Consider the following 1,078-nt stretch of genomic DNA (forward strand, 5'->3'; position numbering starts at 1 on the left):
CTTATGTGTTGTTTGTATGTGTTTTTTGTTATTTCATGCATGAGAAGGCAGTCGAGAGCCTCTCTGGTCTCGTGGGATGCGATATGTGTATAAGAGACATGCGGACGACATTCGGGTGGTGGCCGAGGCGGCGGACGGTGCGCAGGTCGTGGGGTTGGTGGAGGCGTACCGCCCGGCGGTGGTCCTGATGGACATCCGGATGCCGGGTGTGGACGGGTTGGCTGCCACGGCGCAGGTGCGGGCCCGGCCGGGTGCGCCGGAGGTGCTGGTGTTGACGACGTTTCACACCGATGCCCATGTGCTGGGGGCGTTGCGGGCGGGCGCTGCCGGGTTCCTGCTCAAGGACACCGCGCCGGGGGACATCGTGGCGGCGATCCGCATGGTTGCCGCGGGGGATCCGGTGTTGTCTCCGGCGGTGACTCGTCGGCTTATCGCGCAGGTCGCGGGTGCCGCGGCGGGTGCGGGCACGGTGGCGGGTGCCCGGGCTCGGCTGGCGTTGCTCGGGGAGCGGGAGCGGGAGGTGGCGCTGGCGGTGGGTGGCGGTGCGTCGAACGCGCAGATCGCCCGGGCGCTGCACATGGCGTTGCCGACGGTGAAGACGCATGTGTCGCGGATCCTGTCCCGGCTGGGTCTGAACAACCGGGTGCAGATCGCGTTGCTGGTGCATGACGCCCAGCTGTCCACCGCCGGCCCTGATGGTGGCTTCTCCGAGCCCGACGGCGGCTAAGCCCGGGTGTGTACTGGTGGCCGGGGTGTGGGAGATGTTCTGTGGGCGATTCGGGTGGGCGGGGTACGGAATGGCGGTGGAATGCGGTGGAACCTGTGGGAGGGCGAAGGCCGTTACGTAGGGCATGACGTTTCTTTCCGTAGTACGGACGACCAGAGATGTGTCACCGCCGGCGCGGGGAAGGCCGTCGCGGCGGCGTGGTGTGGCGCGGTCGGGAATGTTCGCCGGTGCGGTGGCGGGGGCGGCGTCGCTGCTTGTCGCGGCCGCGCCGGGTGTGGTCGCTGATACACATCTCCGAGCCCAAGAGAACAGAGAGGACATCGGAGGCCGGATTAGGCTTGAAAACAAAAA

Annotated in this window: 2 protein-coding genes; both read left to right on the forward strand. The window is 67.3% G+C overall.

All coding sequences use genetic code 11. From position 1 onward, the window contains the following. Positions 1 to 76: 76 nt before the first annotated feature. Positions 77 to 727, forward strand: coding sequence for a response regulator (locus AB1460_RS37710; protein ID WP_420497469.1), 651 nt, complete (start codon positions 77 to 79; stop codon positions 725 to 727). Positions 728 to 851: 124 nt separating this feature from the next. After that, positions 852 to 1,078, forward strand: a 227-nt coding sequence (locus tag AB1460_RS37715) for a hypothetical protein (protein ID WP_368967365.1), incomplete at its 3' end; no start/stop codon positions are given.

It is taken from the genome of Parafrankia sp. FMc2 (assembly GCF_041008525.1).
In the GTDB taxonomy this organism is placed as follows: Bacteria; Actinomycetota; Actinomycetes; order Frankiales; family Frankiaceae; genus Parafrankia.

Excerpts from the sequence above, each read along its gene's own strand:
- AB1460_RS37710 (WP_420497469.1), top strand. The coding sequence starts at position 77 with ATGCGATATGTGTATAAGAGACATGCGGACGACATTCGGGTGGTGGCC.